This window comes from Sphingosinicellaceae bacterium, assembly GCA_019285715.1.
Lineage (GTDB): Bacteria > Pseudomonadota > Alphaproteobacteria > Sphingomonadales > Sphingomonadaceae > Glacieibacterium.
The window spans coordinates 2,938,291-2,954,396 of the sequence record CP079108.1; the positions used below are offsets into that span (position 1 = coordinate 2,938,291).

The 16,106-nt window shown below is 66.4% G+C and carries 14 protein-coding genes and 1 pseudogene; 10 read left to right on the forward strand and 5 right to left on the reverse strand.

The features are described from left to right. Positions 1 to 304 precede the first annotated feature (304 nt). Positions 305 to 3,166, forward strand: coding sequence for a TonB-dependent receptor (locus KX816_13615; protein ID QXQ05294.1), 2,862 nt, complete (start codon positions 305 to 307; stop codon positions 3,164 to 3,166). 164 nt (positions 3,167 to 3,330) lie between these two features. Next, positions 3,331 to 3,750: pseudogene (locus KX816_13620) on the forward strand (M24 family metallopeptidase). Positions 3,751 to 3,959: 209 nt separating this feature from the next. Here KX816_13620 and KX816_13625 read toward each other — a convergent pair. Then, positions 3,960 to 4,517 carry a TetR/AcrR family transcriptional regulator gene (locus KX816_13625; GenBank protein ID QXQ05295.1) on the reverse strand — a complete coding sequence of 186 codons (558 nt, stop codon included), beginning with the start codon at positions 4,515 to 4,517 and terminating at the stop codon, positions 3,960 to 3,962. 114 nt (positions 4,518 to 4,631) lie between these two features. Between KX816_13625 and KX816_13630 the strand changes: the two genes are divergently transcribed. Together KX816_13630 and KX816_13635 are read left to right on the forward strand one after the other, a co-directional pair. Then, on the forward strand, positions 4,632 to 5,699 hold the full coding sequence (locus KX816_13630) for an amidase (protein ID QXQ05296.1): 1,068 nt from the start codon (positions 4,632 to 4,634) through the stop codon (positions 5,697 to 5,699). A 66-nt stretch (positions 5,700 to 5,765) separates the two neighbouring features. After that, entirely contained in the window at positions 5,766 to 6,035 is a 270-nt protein-coding gene (locus KX816_13635; protein QXQ05297.1) for a hypothetical protein, read from the forward strand. Positions 6,036 to 6,197: 162 nt separating this feature from the next. On the opposite strand, the gene KX816_13640 is transcribed toward KX816_13635, so the two are convergent. The 4 genes from KX816_13640 to KX816_13655 form a co-directional block, all read right to left on the reverse strand. Further along, positions 6,198 to 7,058: a DUF4880 domain-containing protein gene (locus KX816_13640; GenBank protein QXQ05298.1), complete on the reverse strand. Its 861-nt coding sequence runs from the start codon at positions 7,056 to 7,058 to the stop codon at positions 6,198 to 6,200. Positions 7,059 to 7,179: 121 nt separating this feature from the next. Then, positions 7,180 to 7,713, reverse strand: a complete 534-nt coding sequence (locus KX816_13645; GenBank protein ID QXQ08571.1) for a sigma-70 family RNA polymerase sigma factor — start codon at positions 7,711 to 7,713, stop codon at positions 7,180 to 7,182. A gap of 62 nt (positions 7,714 to 7,775) precedes the next feature. Further along, on the reverse strand, positions 7,776 to 8,516 hold the full coding sequence (locus KX816_13650; GenBank protein QXQ05299.1) for an STN domain-containing protein: 741 nt from the start codon (positions 8,514 to 8,516) through the stop codon (positions 7,776 to 7,778). After that, positions 8,516 to 9,178: an energy transducer TonB gene (locus tag KX816_13655; protein ID QXQ05300.1), complete on the reverse strand. Its 663-nt coding sequence runs from the start codon at positions 9,176 to 9,178 to the stop codon at positions 8,516 to 8,518. The genes KX816_13650 and KX816_13655 overlap by 1 nt, the downstream gene beginning before the upstream one ends. Before the next feature lie 233 nt (positions 9,179 to 9,411). On the opposite strand from KX816_13655, the gene KX816_13660 reads away from it, so the two are divergent. From KX816_13660 to KX816_13685, 6 genes are all read left to right on the forward strand, one after another. Continuing rightward, entirely contained in the window at positions 9,412 to 11,037 is a 1,626-nt protein-coding gene (locus tag KX816_13660; GenBank protein ID QXQ05301.1) for a ShlB/FhaC/HecB family hemolysin secretion/activation protein, read from the forward strand. Continuing rightward, the gene (locus KX816_13665; protein QXQ05302.1) at positions 11,038 to 12,777 is read left to right on the forward strand and encodes a DUF2341 domain-containing protein; all 1,740 of its coding nucleotides are present in this window, start codon (positions 11,038 to 11,040) and stop codon (positions 12,775 to 12,777) included. Positions 12,778 to 12,783: 6 nt separating this feature from the next. Next, positions 12,784 to 13,206, forward strand: a complete 423-nt coding sequence (locus KX816_13670; protein ID QXQ05303.1) for a biopolymer transporter ExbD — start codon at positions 12,784 to 12,786, stop codon at positions 13,204 to 13,206. A 3-nt stretch (positions 13,207 to 13,209) separates the two neighbouring features. Beyond that, on the forward strand, positions 13,210 to 13,926 hold the full coding sequence (locus KX816_13675; protein ID QXQ05304.1) for a TonB C-terminal domain-containing protein: 717 nt from the start codon (positions 13,210 to 13,212) through the stop codon (positions 13,924 to 13,926). A gap of 71 nt (positions 13,927 to 13,997) precedes the next feature. Further along, positions 13,998 to 15,713: a putative porin gene (locus KX816_13680; protein ID QXQ05305.1), complete on the forward strand. Its 1,716-nt coding sequence runs from the start codon at positions 13,998 to 14,000 to the stop codon at positions 15,711 to 15,713. Then, entirely contained in the window at positions 15,713 to 16,093 is a 381-nt protein-coding gene (locus tag KX816_13685; GenBank protein ID QXQ05306.1) for a hypothetical protein, read from the forward strand. Before KX816_13680 ends, KX816_13685 begins: the two co-directional genes overlap by 1 nt. Positions 16,094 to 16,106: the final 13 nt, after the last annotated feature.

A 16,106-nucleotide genomic window follows, 5' to 3' on the forward strand; every position in this document is an offset into this window, starting at 1 on the left:
GTGCTAAATCCGAAAGCAAAACGAAACCAGCGAACGTTGAGCTGTCGGTTGCTTGACCAGGCAGGCGCTCTCGAGGTTCAACCCGCTTGTCGGCCTTGCCGCGGGGCCGCTACCCTCTACGGCAGCGCCACGAACCCGCCGAACTGTGCCTCTTTAGCAAGGCTCACGAGTAAAGGCAGCGTTTCGTTTTAAAGCGTTTGACAATTTAAATATGGCCACGTTAGAAATGCGCAACAAATCGCTCGTATGCCGTAGGGTGGCTACAGAGTGGAACCGTCCGAGAGTTCTAAAGGGAGTTAGCACCATGGTCGATGCGAAACATTGGCGGAAACTCATCCGCTCCGGCATCAGCGTGACCGCCCTCCTGGCCGGTTCCGGCGTCCTGGCCCAGACCGCGGTTTCGCCGACCGAACAACCCAATCCCGGCACGCCGGTCCAGTCCGGCCCCGGCCAGAGCGGCGACCCGTCCGATCTCGCAGTTACCGACCCTGACGAGATCGTCGTCCGCGGTGTCCGCGGCAGCCTGTTGCGTTCGATCGACACCAAGCGCGACGCATCGACCATCGTCGACGCGATCTCGGCCGAAGAACTCGGCAAGTTTCCCAACCGCAACGTCGCCGAAGCGCTGTCGAACATCCCCGGCGTCACGGTCGGCCGCGACGGTCGCGGTGAAGGCCGCAGCGTCACCGTCCGCGGCCTCGGCGAAGACTTCGCCCTGACCACGCTCAACGGCCGCATCCTGCCGACCGACGGGCCCGACCGCTCCTTCGCCTTCGACGTACTGCCGTCCGAAGTCATCTCCGGCGCCGAGATCCAGAAGGCCGCGCAGGCAACTCAGCTCGAAGGCAGCATCGGCGGCAACATCGACCTTCGCACCGCGCGCCCCTTCGACCATATGGGCAACCACGCCGCCGGGTCGATCGAGGGCCAGTACAACGAGTTCGCCAAGAAGGGCGGCTTCAAGGCCTCGGGCGTCGTCAGCACAACCTTCGCCGACGGCACCATGGGTATCCTGGTGTCCGGAACCTACAACAAGTACAAGTCGCGGACCGACAATCTCGGCGAATACTCGAGCACCGACACGTTCGATATCGCCACCGACCCGAGCGGTCAGCGCAGCATTGTCCAGGTGCCAAGCGGCGGTGTCATCGTTCCCTATTTCTACAGCACCGGCTATGTCGAGACCGAGCGCCAGCGCTGGGGCGGTTCCGCGGCCTATCAGTGGAAGCCTTCCGATCGCTTCGAATTCCGCCTAGACGGCATCTACAGCAACTACACCGACATCGAACACAATCACCGCATCGCCGTCGGCCTGACGCCGCTCGCCGACGACGGCAGCGTGCGGTGGGATCTCAACAACATCACGGTCGATTCCAACAAGGTCGTAACCAACTATACGGTTCAGCCGGCGACCATCGATATCGTCAACACCGACGAGCCGCGCAAGTCGATCACCTATCAGATCGGCGGCCATATCGACTGGGAGCCGGTGGACCGGCTCAGCGTCGCGGCCGACGCATCGTACGGCAAGGCGACAAACGACACCGGTGGCCAGAACCGCTTTGTCGTCGCGGGCATCCCGGGCTCCAAGGCCGTGATCTCGACCCGCGCTGGTGGCTTGCCCGACTTGGTGCTGACCATCCCGAACGCCGATGGAACGGTCACCGACCGGCCCCTGTCCTCGGCTACCGATGCCGACGTCCGTGCGCACTATATCGGCATCCAGGGCGAGAACATCTCTGACAAGAGCATCCAGGCCAAGCTTGACCTGAAATACGATCTCGACCTCGGCTTCCTTAAGTCGTTCAGCTTTGGCGGCGCCTTTTCGGATCGCCGTAAGGACGTCGAGACTATCGACAATCAGTATACCACCGCCGAGAACTTCGCCGGCTATCCGTTTCCATTATCCGCAGTCGGCGGTGGCGTGCTGCAGCAGCCGAAATACACCAACATCCTGCCGAACCTGACGGGCAATTTTCCACGCGCCGTCCCGACGTTCGACATCGATACCTACCTGGCGTCACTGTCGAAGGCCGAGAACAATCCCAATATCCTGAATCCCAATACCGGCCTGCCCTACCCCACCGGCTACGCGACCCAACAGGTCGTTCCCGATCAGCTGGCTTCCTACCTGATCAAGGAACGGACGTGGAACGCCTATGGCCAGGTCAACTTCCAAGGTGAGAAGTGGCGGGGCGACATCGGCCTGCGCTACGTCAACACGACGGTCGACTCGCTCGGCTACGGCGCTTCGGTCGCCAGCTATGTCGTCGTCGGCGCGGGTACGGCGAACGTCCAGTTCAATCCGATCGAGCCGATCGTCGGCGGCGGCAGCTATTCCCGCCTGCTGCCATCGGCCAACTTCGCTTACGACCTCGCCGATGGGCTGCGGGTCCGTCTTGCCGCCTCGCAGGCGATCTCGCGGCCGACCTTCGGCCAGCTTTCCTCGGCCAAGGACTATTCGGCAGCCCAGTCCAATACGCCGGTCGTCAGCGATGCGGGCAATCCGAACCTGAAGCCGGTTTCGGCCGACCAGGGTGACATCTCGCTGGAATACTACCCGAACAAGAGCCTCGCACTCACCGCGGCGGTTTTCTACAAGCACCTGACCAACTTCGTGACGACACGGGCAGTGCCGTTCACCTTGACGCCAACCAACCAAGTTCCCGGCGCCCCGGCCAGCTTCCCGTTCACCGAAGTACAGTTCGTCAACGGCGATAGTGCCAAGGTCTATGGCCTCGAGGTCGGCGGCCAGTATTTCCTGAAGAACGGCTTCGGCATCCAGGTCAACGCCACCTACAACCACTCGCGGGCGGTGCGCGAAGGCGCGCCGACCACCGACTTGCAGGACGCCGTGCCGTTCTCGGCGAATGCCAAGATCTTCTACGAGGCCCACGGCATCGATGCCTCGGTGTCGTACCAGTACCAGTCGCGTTTCGTGTCGTCACTGGCCAGTTACATCGACAGTCTGGCGATCAAGCAGTCGCCGTATCACGAGCTCGCGGCGAGCATCTCCTATGATATCCTGCCGTCGTTGACTGTCTATGCTCAGGGGTCGAACCTGCTCGACTCCGCGACCAAGCGCTACTCCACCTATAGCAACGTCCCGGCGTTCTACGAATATACGGGGCGTGCGCTATTCTTCGGGGTCCGCGCAAGGCTTTAGCGGCGCCCCAGTTGCTTATGGCAAACATAGCCGAGGGCGCAGCCCGGTAAGCGTTGTCGGCTGCGTTCTCGTGGCAACCGATGAAGACGCTGCCGGGCTGCTGAGAACAGCGACCACCGGGCCTCAAGCTGGTCTCGGCCAATCCCGTCGTGCGCAGCTGCCGCATGATCAAGACGCCGGCTGAGGTCGCGCTGATGACGAAGGCGACCGAGGTGACGATCGCCGCCTATCGCTGGGTCTGGGCGCGCATCAGGGTCGGAATGGTGCCATACGAAGTCAGCGCCCCGCAGACCAGGTCGATGATACCGTCCGCGCTTACTACGAGAAGCAGGGGTTCGGCCCGCGATATCATCTTCCCGACGTCACGCGCCGCACGGTCATGGCATCGGGCTTGATGGACACGAGCCGGTCAACCTCGTCCATAACGAGACGACGCCGCTGCAGCCCGGCAAGTGCTTTTCGGACGAGCCTTGGCTCTACCTGCCCGGCAGGCTCGGCGTGGGGCTGGAGGATTGCTCCACATGACCGAAAGCAGCCCGCCCTGGTTTTCGACCCCGCCAGCTTCGCTAGAGAAGCCGGTCTAAGCCGGAGGCTGGTGTACGCCGGTGATCGTCGATCGCAGTATGGCGCCTTCGGCCATTAGGACCCAAACCCGGTCCTCCAGCGATCCGCGGCCGCTTCTCGAAGCTGACGCTGGTTCATCTCGCCTGTACGGCTGGTTTGAAGCGCTGCATGCATCGGCTGTGTGCGCGCTGTGCCAGACCCCATCCGCTCGGGGCTGGGACCGAAAGAGCTATGATGGCAGGAGCTCAACGGCACGAAAGTTGTCGATCAGCGTATCGAACAGAGCGATGTCCGACCGGCTTCTGGCCATAAGCTGCGCTCCGGAGACAGCCGCGAAAATAGCGCGCGCCCGATCCTTGCTTTTCGCGGGACCGACAATGCTCGCCTCGACCAGGCGCCGATCGAGCCACGCCACATTGACATCTGCGAAAGCTTGAACTTCCGTCTTCACCAACTCCGGAATGTCGTCATATTCAGCGGACATGAAGCTGCCCAGGCAAAGCCGATTCTCGCGCTCCAGGGACCGGCGGAAACTATCGGGATATCTACGCAGGGCCGCTTTCGGACCAGATGTTTCCGCCAGCAGGGCGTCGAGATCAGCGACGCTGGTTTCCCAGTAGCGTCTTGCTACTGCCGCACCGAGGTCAGCTTTGCTCGGGAAGTGGTGGTAGATGCTCGCCGCCTTGATGCCGACGTTAGCGGCGAGATCGCGGAAGTTCAGACCGCCATATCCGTGCGCTTGTACGCTGTTCCGTGCTGCCAGCAAGATCGCCTCACTCGTGCTCATAGCCGAACCCTCATATACCTAATTCGATCCCCTACCATCTGTTAGGTAGAGCTTGACCGCCCGAAATGAAAGGCTCATCTGCAACCTACCAAGTGTTAGGTAGGAGAGTCGATCATGGCCAACGACATCACCTTTTACGACGCGACGAAGCTGGCCGAGTTAGTGCGCACCAAGGACATTTCCCCAGTCGAAATAGTCCAAGCCCATCTGGATCGAATTGCGGATGCAGATCCCAGGATCAACGCGATCGTCACTGTCGCCGAGGGTGTTCTCAAAGCCGCAAAGGTGGCCGAAGCGGCAGTGCTGGCGGGTGAAGAGCTCGGCCCGCTGCACGGTGTCCCGTTCACAGCGAAGGACTCGATCGACACGGCCGGCGTGCTGACCCAGCGTGGCTCTCCGATCTTCAAGGGCCGTCGCCCCGATGTCGACGCGACCAGCGTAGCGCGCCTGAAGAAGGCTGGCGGCATCCTGCTCGCGAAGACGAACCTTCCGGAATTTTCCTACTGGATCGAGAGTGATAATTTGCTCTCCGGTCGCTCGAACAACCCTTGGGATCTGACCCGCACGCCGGGCGGTTCGAGCGGAGGTGAATCAGCCGCGATCGCCGCTGGCATGTCTCCACTCGGGCTTGGCACCGATCTTGCCATTTCCGTGCGCGGCCCGGCGGCCCAGACGGGCATCACGTCGATGAAGGCGACCCATGGCCGCGTCCCCATGACCGGCATCTGGCCGCGTGCGCCGCGTCGCTTCTGGCATGTCGGGCCGATGGCCCGCTCGGTGAGGGATATCGCTCTCGCTTTCTCTCAATTGGTCGGGCCGGACGGCAAGGATGCGTTTGCAACCAGTACCGTCCCGTTCGACGCCGGCATCGGCCGCCAACCTTCCCGCCCCCTCCGGGTGGGTTGGATGGTCGGACCCGGGTTCGGACCGGTCGATCCCGAGGTCGCGGCGACTGTGAAAGCGGCGGCGGACGCACTCGCGAACATCGGCGTGCACGAGCAAGGAAGGGTTGCCGATCAGCGTGCAGATCACCGGCAGCTGGCAGGCGGAATCGACGATCCTCCATGTCGCATCGCTGCTGGAGGGCGTCAGCCAGGTCCGCGACCTTCGTCCCACGCTGTAGCAGCCGGTCTGCTCTGGACTGCTGTTTGCAGGTCCAAGGCGGCGCGTCGGCGTGATTGAGTATCTGGAGAAGAACATGGGTATCGCCATACGCCTCGAAAAACCGGGGGACCGGAGGTCCTTCAGGTGCAGTCGATCAAGACAATCGAGCCCGGTGCTGGCGAAGTCTGGATCGAGCCGGAAGCGATCGGCGTCAACTATCTGGATGTCACCCAGCGCAACGGCGCCGTCCCGATCCCGCTGCCCGGCGGTCTTGGCCTGGCAGGCGCGGGCCGAGTGGCCGCCATCGGATCCGGCGTCGCTCTACCGATTTCAAGATTCGGACGTCCGTTTCGGTATCAACGCAGCTTCAGCTGGCCGCTAAACGACCGACCGCTTATGGGCGACGAACGGTAAGAAGCGGGCTGTATGCACGCTCACTCGACGGTTGTTGCAGTTCCCGCAAGCAGACATCCGTTCAGGTCGTCGGGCGAACGGATTCGACGCCCGGGACATATAACCCAACGGCAAGGCCCCGGTGGCTGACAGGGCACGGCTGCTCGACACATGTCGCAGGCGCTAGCTAATCAGGACGACGCCGCCCGGCAGATGATGCAGGCGCAGCGCGAGCAGTTGCTGGAGCTGGTTAAGGGCCGCTTCGAGCTGGTCGGTATAAAACACGCCGCTGACCGGTCGTTGCGACAAGGCCGCGTCCGTCAGCAGGATCGGGGTCGCGCGGTACCGATTGATCTGCGCGACGACCTCGGCCAGCGGCGTCGCCTCGAACGCCAGATAGCCCTGTCGCCAGCCGACGGCTCGGGCCGACACGACCGCCGCGCGCGCGCTACGGCCATCGGCGGTCAAGGTGAGCTGTTGGTCCGGCCTCACCGCCGAGGTGACCCCGTCGTGCCGGCACAGGACCCCACCGGAGATACAGGTTACGCGCACATCAGCCCCCAGAAACTGCACGTCGAACGCGGCTCGGGTCGCCAGCAGTCGGGCGCGCCCGGCGGTCACGCCGAACGGCGTGGCCCGGTCGATCGCTACGAAGGCCTCGCCGTCGATCAGACCGAGCGTGCCTCCCGCGTCGTGCAGCGACACGCTGGTCCGCGTGTTCAATTCGATGTTGACGCCGACGCCTGGAGCAAAGGCCAGGCGCTCGCCGACGCCGGTGCGGCGATCGGCCATCAGTTCGGCGTAGGATGGCCAGAGGCCGAGCGGCGGTCGCGCCATGCCAAACGCGATGCCGCCGGCGACCATGGCACCGCCTGCCGCGAGCACGCCGCGGCGGTCGACAACAGGGGCTCGCTTGAGGGCGCGCGCCACCGGGCGCATCCCCGCCAGTTGCCGAAAGGCCAGGTCGTGCGTCGGATCTGCGGTGCGCCACGCTTCAAGCGCTTCGGCATCGGCTTCGGTAGCGTCGCCCGACGACAGGTTCACCAGCCAGTCGATAGCCTCGACGACCGCGGCATCGAGGTCGCCGTCAGGCGGTCGCGCCGGCGGTGCAGCGCTGGTCATCTGGTGCCTGGCGTCGGCTGCGGCATTGGTATCGGGATCCCTGTCACTTCCTAGATACTCTGAGAGTCCCAATCGCGAAGCGATCATTCCCGGCCATGCCGCGCGCGACGTGAATTAGCGCCTGACGCAAATCACTTTGTACCGTCCGTATCGTAACTCCGTACCGGTCAGCGAGTTCGGCATGAGTGGCGTCGCCGGTAAAACTTTCTAGGAAAATCTCGCGCTGACGCCGAGTCAGGCCATGCAAGGTCCGGCGCAGATGAGCGATTTCGTTGCGGGCGATGGCGATACGCTCCGGCCCCGGCGCGTCGTCGGCGATCGACAGAAGATCATCGATGTCGCCAGTACCGAGCACGCGACGCTGGGCGGCACCGAGTTTCGAGGCGTTGTTCAGCGCGGCTCGAAAAAGATAAGCCTGCTGATTGTCGACCGGTGCCAAGGCCGGGCCATCCTGCAGCCGCAACCAGGTCTCGTGCAGTGCCTCGCCCGCCAGATCGATCGAACCGAGCCGCGCGGTCAGCCGTTTGCGCAGCTGATCGTATCCGTCGACCAGCGTATTGCGCAGGACCGCCCGCACCGTCGGGCGTTCGGCCCCGGCCGGTGCAGCGTCGGGCTCGTCGTCGGCGGGTGCGGCAGCGTTCAACCGAAGCTGCCGAGGCTGCCGGTCGTGACGTCGAAGCGCATCGGCTGTTCGAGCTCCGGTGGTGGCGGCGTGGACAGCTGCCGCCCGGTGAGCGCCTCGGGCAGGTCGTCGACTGGCGCTGTATCAGCGCTTTTCCGAATGACGTCGACGTGCTCGATGCGTCCCGCAGGGTCGATCCCGATGGCGATGCGGAGCTGCACACTGCGGCGACTGAACGCCGGATCGGTATTCAACATGGTTCGAATTTCGCCCTGTGCGCGCCGCGCATAGTCGAGAGCAGCATGCCGGACCGGGGTGCCGATCGTCAGCGGCGCGCGGACCTCGGCCAGATCGAGCCGCAGCGAAGGCAGCCGGCCCGGCAAGGTCGTCGGGGGCGGTGCGCTGCCGCCCGGATAGACAATGGCGGAGGCCGGACCCGTGAAGCGTGCGTCGAGGCCGGTCCCGGCAAGCAGCGCCCGCAGCGCGATCTGCACGGTATAGCGACCCCGGATCGCGACCGACCGCCGACGCACGGCCAACTCGCTTTCGTAGGCGATGCTGACCCGCGCCTTCCTGGCGAAATTCGCCAGCGCCAGATTGAGCGGCTGGGCAGCGATATCGAAGGAGTACTCGACGATCGGCGCGCTGGCCTGCGCTGCGACCGGCGATACGCCCGGCGCGATCTGGCTAGCGAGCAGCACCGCGCCGGCCGCCACGACGCCCCAGCCCCGGTCGTTCGTGGACACGTGGACTGCCATCAACCGAGGTTGAACGCCACCGGCAGGCTGATATCGATCCTGGCCGGCCAGTCGACCGGTAGCCGCGGCAACGGCTGCGCCCGCGCCACGGCGTCCAGCGCCTCGCGATCGATGGCGACGGCACCGGAGCTCGATTCGATCCACGGCTCCGTCACCCGTCCCTCACGATCGAGGACGAAGTGCAGCACCACAACGCCCTGATCGCCGGCATGTTGGGCCGCAACGGGATAGATCCGGTAATGGGCAAGATGCGCCTGCAGCAGGAGGCGAAAGGCGGCGGTCTCGGCGCTTGGGATGTCGGCAATCTCGCGCACGGTCGGGGTGACCGCTGTCACGATTGTGCCACGATCGCCGATCGTGCCGGGAGCCGAGTGGTCGCTGGTCGCGGTCTGCAGCGGCGCGGCGGATGCGACCTGCAGACGCTCGCGAGACTGCGTTTTCTCCACCACAGGGTCGAGGGCTGCGGCGGCCGCGGTTTCGCCAGGCGTCTGCTCCACGATGGGCAGCAGCGCGAAGACCTTGAGCGAACCGGCGGCGGCCGGGTGGCTGACGATCGGTTGGGAGCGCTCGATGGCGGTCAGCAGCGCATAACCGAGCGCCAGATGTGCCGACACCGACAGGAAGAGCACAGCGAGCCGGGACGGGTCCCACTGGCTAATCATGGTCCCACTGTCCGATCACTAAAGAAGGGCTTGGTAGAGGGCGTTTGTCACATATTGATGACGTAGGCCGAGATTCCGTCTCGCGGCGGCCGCCGAACCGCCGGCCGAAAATAAGTGCTTCGCATTTCTGCCCGGCGCGGATCCTTCAAACGAGGGGGATCGAGCATGTTTGCCGGACGATCGACTTTGCATGGGAACGCGCCTTCCGACCGGGTCGGCGCGATGGGGTGTTGATGATTCATAGAATAAGCCTGCTCGCGCCGGTCGCTCGCGCCGTCTTGCTGGTGACGGCCGGGCTGGCAGCGCCGGTGCTTGCGCAGTCAGCGGCGCCGGTGCCGCCGGCGCCGCCGGCTGCGGTTGCGGCAGCGACGTTCGACGTGTTGGCGATTGCTGTGAGTGGCAACACGGTGTTGCCCCCGGCGGAGGTCGAGGCGCTGGTCTATCCATCGATGGGTCCGGGCAAGACCGCGACGGACATCGAGGTAGCGCGCGCGGCGTTGCAGGCGGCGTTCGAGAAGCGCGGCTATGCGACGGTATCGGTGATAATTCCCGAGCAGTCGGTGGACAGCGGCACCATCCAGCTCGAGGTGCAGGCGCAGGCGATCGGCACCGTGACCGTGGCCGGGGGCAAGCGGACGACCGCGGACTGGGTGCTGAAGCGGGCGCCCTCGCTGGCGGCGGGGACGGTGCCCGACTTCACCGCGGTGCAGCGCGATATCGTCGGGTTGAACCGCTCGGCGGACCGCAAGGTCAGCCCGGCGGTCACGGCGGGCGTGGCGCCGGGCACGGTCGACGTGGTGCTGAACGTCGCGGACAAATTGCCCCTGCACGGCACCCTTGAGGTCAACAACTTCAGCTCGGTAGCGACCAGTGACCTGCGGGTCGCGGCGTCGCTGCGCTACGACGACCTATGGGGGCGCGGCGACAGCATCTCCGTCTCGGCGCAGACCGCGCCGCGCCGTTCCAAGGACGGCACCGTGGTGTCGGGCAATTACCTGGCGCGGGTCGGCGGCATCCAGCTGATGGCCTACGGGGTCTATTCGGACAGCGATATCGCGGTCGTCGGCGGCACCAGCGTCATCGGCCGAGGCACCATCTTCGGCGGCCGTGCCATCGTGCCGCTGAGCCAGAGCGCGGGCTTCTACCAGAGCCTGACCGCGGGCCTCGACTGGAAGAAATTCAAGGAAGACGTCCGGCTCGGCGCCGACCGCGATTCCGCGCCGATCGAGTATTTCCCGGTGACGGTCGGCTGGCGCGGCGACTGGACCGGCGACCGGGTGCAGTCGAACGCCGGCCTGACGACGGTCTTCGGCGTGCGCGGGGCCGGCGACGATGCGGTGCGGTTCGACTACAAGCGCTACGGCGCCAAGCCCAATTTCTTCATCGTCAAGGCTGAACTCGGGCAGACCCGGACGCTGGGCGACTTCGAGGTCTACGCCCACGCCGGCGCGCAATGGTCTCCCGACCCGCTGATCTCCAACGAGGGCTTTTCGCTCGGCGGCATGGAAAGCGTGCGCGGGCTGTACGAGTCCGAGGCACTCGGCGACTGGGGGATCGCGGCGCAGTCCGAGCTTCGCCTGCCCGAGCTGTCGTCGCTGTTCGGGACCGCGGGCGGCGCCGGCAAGCCGGTCGGGTCGCTGCGGGTCGTGCTGTTCGCCGACGGCGGTACGGCGGGCATCCACCGGCCACTCGCCGGGCAGGAGCGGCGCTGGACACTTGGCTCCACCGGGGTCGGCGTCCGCTTCAAGGTCTTCAACTATCTCAACGGCGCCGGCGACTTCGGCACGCCGCTGGTCGACGGCCCGGACTCCCGGTCCGGCTCGCTTTTTGCTCGATTCCGTATCTGGGGGGAATTTTAAATGTCTTTGTCCGAACGCCTTAAGCGGGGCCTCCTGACGGGGGCGCTGGCCGCCACGACGGCGCTGAGTTTTGCCGCGCCCGCACACGCCTGGTGGCAGGGCGACTATGCCTATCGCACCCGGATCAACCTCGATGCAACGGCGGCCGGCGTCGCCACCGAGGTCGTGCGCGCGCCGATCCTCGTCCGGCTGCACCAGGGCAACTTCAGCTTCGCGGACGTGAAGCCGGACGGCTCCGACCTGCGCTTCGTCGGCGGTGACGACCGCACGCCGCTCAAGTTCAGCATCGAGCGCTGGGACCCACAGGCGCAGCAGGCGCTGGTCTGGGTCGACGTGACCGCGATCAAGTCCGGCGCGCGGTCGGCGATCTATGCCTATTACGGCAACAAGACCGCCAAGCCCGGCCAGGACCCGGCCGGGACCTTCAACGGCTACCGCGCGGTCTATCACTTCGACGGCAGCGAGTTGCACGACGCGACCGTCAACAACGTCGCCGCCGGCGGTGGTGCGGGGACCACGCCCGGGCTGATCGGCCAGGGGCTGAAGCTCGATGGCACGACCCCGGCGACGATCGCCGCTGCTGCCTTCCCGGGCGGTCCGCTCGGCGTTTCGCTGTGGGTCAAGCCAGGAGCCGCCGCCGGCCACCTGCTCGACGTGCCGGGCAGCGCCGCGCTGGTGCTGGAGGGCGGCCGCCTGTTCCTCGAGGCGAACGGAAAGCGCAGCGCCGGGGCACCGCTCCCGGCCGGCACCTGGGCGCATGTCGCGCTGTCGAACGACGGCGCGAAGACCCTGCTCTATGTCAACGGCCAGCCCGCCGGCGAGGTCGCGGGCGCATTGCCGGCCGCGACCGGACCCGCCGCCATCGGCACCGGCTTCACCGGGACCGTCGACGAACTGCGGGTCTCGGCCGGTGCGCTGTCACAAGGCGCCACTCAGCTCGCCACCGCCAGCGAGGGGCAGACGTCGAAGCTTCTGAGCTTCGACACCGCCGAGCAGACTGAAGGCCCGGGCCACAACTACTTCGGCATCCTGTTCGCGGCGCTGACCCCCGATGCGTGGGTGGTCATCGGCATCCTCGGCATCATGCTGGCGATCGCGGTCTGGGTGATGATCACCAAGGGCCTGCTGGTCGGCCGCGTCGGGGCCGCCAACGACGACTTCCTCGACGCCTACCAGCGCCAGGCCAAGCGCAGCACCGGCCATGACGGCCTGCCGGCGTTCGACCCCGGCGCCGGGGCGGCGAGCTCCACGCTCGGCCGCCTCTACCAGATCGGCCGGCGCGAACTCGCCGACCGCCTTGCGGAGGGCCGCGCGTCGGACTCGCGCTTCGCGATCCGGGCGCAGTCGATCGCGGCAATCCGCTCGGCACTCGATGCTGCGCAGGTCCGCGAGAGCCAGCGCATCAACAAGCAGATGGTGCTGCTGACCATCGCCATCTCGGGCGGGCCGTTCATCGGGCTGCTCGGCACGGTGCTCGGCGTGATGATCACCTTCGCCAGCGTCGCGGCGGCGGGCGAGGTCAACATCAATGCGATCGCGCCGGGCATTGCCGCCGCGCTGCTGGCGACGGTGGCCGGCCTGGCGGTCGCGATCCCCGCGCTGTTCGGCTACAACTACCTGCTCAGCCGGGTCGAGGAGATCACCGCGGAAAACCAGATCTTCGTCGACGAGCTGGAAAAGCGCATCGCCGAGACGTGGCAGGACATCGCCGCCACTCCCGCCATGCTCGCCGCCGAGTAAGCGTCGATGCAGATCCAGGGCAAGAAGCCGTACAACGAGATCAACATCACGCCGCTGGTCGACCTGACCTTCGTGTTGCTGATCATCTTCATCCTGCTGACCACGGCGGCGGTCCAGGGCATCAAGGTCGATCTGCCCTCGGCATCGTCGACGCAGGCCCTTAACCAACCCAAGTCGCGGGTCATCGCGGTCGCTGACGACGGCACCGTGTCGATCGACGCGATCCCGGTGTCGATGGCGGAGCTGGAGCTGCAGTTGCGCTCCAGCATCGCCGCGACGCCCGACCTCGCGGTGATCCTGCGCGGTGATCGCAGCGTCCAGTACGACCAGGTCATGGCGGTGCTCGACCTGTGCTCGAAGGTCGGCGTGCCCAGCCTCGGCATGGCCGCGACCCGCCCGCCGACCACTTCGTCGACGCCGGGAGCCTGAGTCATGGCGCTCGCAGCCCCGGCCCCGACATATGACGCGGCGGCGTTCGACGCGGCGTTCGCGCAAACCCCGGTGCGGACCCGGCGAGGCCGTCGCCCGCCCATGGGGCTGCTGGTCGCGGCGGCACTGGTCGTGGTGGTCGCGCTGATGCTGTGGCGCGGCGATGCCGTCAGCCTGCGTCCCGGCGAGCAGAAGACCGTCAAGGTCGTGCTGCCGCCACCGCCGCCACCGCCACCACCCGAGGTCAAGCCGGTCGAGAAGCCCCCTGAGCCAAAGCCGATGCCGCTCGAGACGCCAGTCACCGACGTGCCGCCACCACCGACCCCGCAGGCCGAGCCGGTCGCGGGCGACAGCGCCCTGAGCGCACGCGAAGGGGCGGGTCCGAGCAACTACGGCCTCGCGGTCGGCGACGGCGGGGGCACCCGCATCGGCATCAAGGCCGGCAGCGGCGACAACGGGTTCGCGAATTATGCCGCCGCCGTGCTCACCGACATCCGACGGGCGACGCAAGCCGACCCGGCACTGGCGCGGGGCCGCTACCGGGTCATGCTGGCGGTTACGGTCGACAGCGATGGGCGCATCACCACTGTGCACCTGCTCGGCAGCACCGGCAGTGCGAAGCGCGACGCCGAGATCGAGCGCCGCCTGGCCGGGCTGCAACTGTCGCAACGCCCCCCAGCCGGCCTGCCGGTGATGCGGATCGAACTCAACGCCGCCTGACCGCCCGTCACCTTCATTCGCGCGGACCATCGTCCTCCAAGGCCCGCCATCATCTTTCCAGGGAACTCATCATGTCGCGTCACCGCCTGAAACTGCTGCTGCTCGCCGGGTCTGTCCTGGTCGCCGCTGCCCCCGCCGCCGCCCAGCAGGTCGACTCCAACACATTGCTCGAGGTCATGGTGCGCAAGGGCGTCGTCACCCGCGTCGAGGCCGATGCGATGATCGCCGAGGCCAAGGCGAAGGGGGCCGCCGCCGCCCCGGTCGCTACCGCCGCCGCCGTGCCCGCCGGTACGCAGGTCATCCCCTACATCCCGCAGGTCGTGCGCGACCAGTTGAAGGCAGAGCTGCGCACCGAACTTGCCGACCAGGCCAGCACCGAGGGCTGGGCCAAGCCGGGCGAGGTCGCCGAATGGACCAAGCGCATCACCATCTCGGGCGACATCCGCGTCCGCGGCGAGGGCGTCCGGTTCGACAAGCCCAAATTTACCAACGGCCTGCAGACCGGCGGCAACTACGCCGACTTTCCCAACTTCGGCGCGATCAACAGCGGTTCGGCGTTCAACCAGAATGTCGGCGCGGCCGGTTACGCCAACCCGCCCTACCTGAACACCACCGAGAACCGCGACCGCGCCCGCATCCGCGCGCGGCTGGGCATCGCGGCGCGCGTCGACGACCATGTCGTCGCCGAAGTCCGCATCGCGACCGGCTCCGACCGTTCGCCGGTGTCCACCAACCAGACGCTCGGCAGCAACGGCGAGTTCGGTAAATACTCGATCTGGCTCGACCGTGCCGACATCCGCCTGACCCCGGTCAAGGGCGTCGAGGCCGTGCTCGGCCGCTTCGCCAACCCGTTCTGGACGTCGGAGCTACTGTTCGACGACGATCTCAACTTCGACGGCGTCGCAACCTCGATCAACTATCCGGTTACCGACCACGTCGGGGTGTTCGCCAACGCCGGTGCGTTCCCGATCTTCAACACCGACTTCAACTTCGGCTCCAACGACGCTGGCTCGTTCGCGTCGAAGGACAAGTATCTCGTCGCCGGCCAGATCGGCATCGTCGTCACCCCGTTCGAGGCAGTCAGCCTGAAGCTCGCCGGCGGCTACTTCCGCTTCGAGAAGGTCCAGGGCGAGCTGTCGTCCCCGTGCCCGTTCAACCAGGACGTCTGCGATACTGACGCGATGCGGCCGGCATTCCAGCAGTTCGGTAACTCGCTCAAGCCCCTGCGCAATATCGTCGCCGACCCCTCGGCCGCCCCGGGCACCAGCGCCGACCGCCAATATTACGGGCTGGCTTCGAAGTTCCAGATCCTCGACGTCCATGCCGCGCTCGACCTCGGCTTCTTCGCCGCCGCGCCGGTCCGGCTCGAGGGCGACTACGTCAAAAACCTCGGCTTCGACCGCGCCGGCATCGCCGCGACTGCGATCAACCCGTCGAGCTTCGGCCCGGGCACGACGGTCGGCACGGTGACCAAGCCTGGCGCCTTTGCCGGTGGCGACATCGGCTGGCAGGCCAATTTGATCGTCGGACAGCCCGAGCTGACCAAGCGTGGCGACTGGAAGCTGCTCGCCGGCTACCGCCACATCGAATCCGACGCGGTCCTCGATGCGTTCGCCGACAGCGACTTCCACTTCGGCGGGACCAACGCCAAGGGCTATATCCTCGGCGGCTGGTACGCCTTCGCCAAAGGCACCTCGATCGGCGCGCGCTGGCTGTCGTCGGACGCGATCGCCGGGCCGACCTATTCGAACGACGTCCTCCAGATCGACCTGACGACCAAGTTCTGATGCTCCGAACTGTCTATTTTGTCGGCGTGGCGTTCGTCCTGGCGGTCGTCATGGCCGCGACCATCGCCGTGCCCTCGGCGGCGGGGCCGGTGATCGGCGGCGGCCCGATGACGCCGTGCATCGTGGTCGACATCGCCGGTACGCGCGCCGGCAGCGTCGACTGCGCCGCCGCGCGCCTCGGCGCCGCCGCCCGCACCGCGCAAGACCGCGCCGGCAGCACCGGCATCGCGGTACCGGACGCAAGATCGCCCGGCGTCGTCACCGGGGTCGCCAGCCAGACCGCGACGCGCCAGCGCATTGGCAAAACCTTCGGCACCGGCGTCCGCCCGCAGCGGCCGCCGACGCCCGTCTACACCAACCCTATCGGCAGCCGGCCATGACGCGCCGCCCCAC

Coding starts and splice junctions, on each gene's coding strand:
- KX816_13660 (QXQ05301.1), top strand. CDS start 9,412: ATGATTCATAGAATAAGCCTGCTCGCGCCGGTCGCTCGCGCCGTCTTG.
- KX816_13680 (QXQ05305.1), top strand. CDS start 13,998: ATGTCGCGTCACCGCCTGAAACTGCTGCTGCTCGCCGGGTCTGTCCTG.
- KX816_13670 (QXQ05303.1), top strand. CDS start 12,784: ATGCAGATCCAGGGCAAGAAGCCGTACAACGAGATCAACATCACGCCG.
- KX816_13615 (QXQ05294.1), top strand. CDS start 305: ATGGTCGATGCGAAACATTGGCGGAAACTCATCCGCTCCGGCATCAGC.
- KX816_13625 (QXQ05295.1), bottom strand. CDS start 4,517: ATGAGCACGAGTGAGGCGATCTTGCTGGCAGCACGGAACAGCGTACAA.
- KX816_13665 (QXQ05302.1), top strand. CDS start 11,038: ATGTCTTTGTCCGAACGCCTTAAGCGGGGCCTCCTGACGGGGGCGCTG.
- KX816_13675 (QXQ05304.1), top strand. CDS start 13,210: ATGGCGCTCGCAGCCCCGGCCCCGACATATGACGCGGCGGCGTTCGAC.
- KX816_13655 (QXQ05300.1), bottom strand. CDS start 9,178: ATGATTAGCCAGTGGGACCCGTCCCGGCTCGCTGTGCTCTTCCTGTCG.
- KX816_13685 (QXQ05306.1), top strand. CDS start 15,713: ATGCTCCGAACTGTCTATTTTGTCGGCGTGGCGTTCGTCCTGGCGGTC.
- KX816_13650 (QXQ05299.1), bottom strand. CDS start 8,516: ATGGCAGTCCACGTGTCCACGAACGACCGGGGCTGGGGCGTCGTGGCG.
- KX816_13630 (QXQ05296.1), top strand. CDS start 4,632: ATGGCCAACGACATCACCTTTTACGACGCGACGAAGCTGGCCGAGTTA.